Raw genomic sequence first — 909 nt, 5'->3', positions numbered from 1 at the left:
ATACGTTCAATCAGCTCCAGCGGGGTGAGGGTGATCTCATCGGCCTTTACGCCGCGCTTGTTGTGAGGCAGGCTGCCGGGCTCGCTGTGCTGCTTGGCGCAGCGGTAGACCAGCTCGCTGCCCGCTTTGCGCAGCCGCTCCATGGCAAACGGCGGGCGGGCGCAGTAGCGCAGCAGCCGCTCCAGCCCGGCGCGGTCGTGCGCCGCTATGCACACGCTGGTGTCCGCCGAAAACCCGCTGTGCTTGTAGCCCAGCATCTCTTGGGCCTCGAAACTCTCCAGCAGGCCCCGTCCGACAAAGGCGCGCAGGATGCGTTTGCGTAAGCTGGCCTGCACCTGACCCACGGCATCCGCAGTCACGCCGGTGGCGGGGTGGAAGATGATGCGCGATGGTGAGCTTTGAGAAGCTGCATCAGCAGCATCGCCCTCCTCGCCCGCCACTTCCTCAAACACGCCATCGACTGCGCAGACATGGAAGTGCACATGCTCGTTCAGACTGGAGCCAAAGCGGTGGATGAAGGCGACTGCGCCTATGTGCAGTGCTGCCTTGTCCACATTGGCCGCACCAGGGCTGTTGGCTTGCAGCGTTTGCGCGATGACGCGTAGGAAGATGCGCAGCACCATGCCCAGCACCGGGCCCTCTCGCTGCATGTAGTACCGCAGCCGTTTGGGCACCGACAGCACCCACTGGCGCACCGGCAGGCGGGGAAACACATGGTCGGTGAGGTGTGCCGCCGTCTCAGCCATGCGCCGGGTGTTGCATGAGGGGCAGACACCCCTGCCTTTGCACGAGAAGGCGACCAGGAAGTCGTGTCCGCAGTCGTCGCAGCGGGCGCGGGCAAAGCCGTGGGCGAAGATGCCGCACTCCAGATATTTCTCGAACGCTTTGCGCACGTAGGGCCTGGGGCTG

The 909-nt window shown here is 64.9% G+C and carries 1 protein-coding gene; it reads right to left on the bottom strand.

Annotation, left to right across the window (positions count from 1 at the left end):
- Positions 1-909 (bottom strand): transposase (locus NA637_RS25155; protein ID WP_256075367.1); only part of this gene is annotated, 909 nt, incomplete at both ends.

Origin of the sequence: Stutzerimonas stutzeri, assembly GCF_024448935.1 — a bacterium.
Classification (GTDB): domain Bacteria; phylum Pseudomonadota; class Gammaproteobacteria; order Pseudomonadales; family Pseudomonadaceae; genus Stutzerimonas; species Stutzerimonas stutzeri_AO.
Note: the sequence above shows the minus strand (reverse complement) of the source record. Positions and strands in the feature narration are given on the sequence as shown.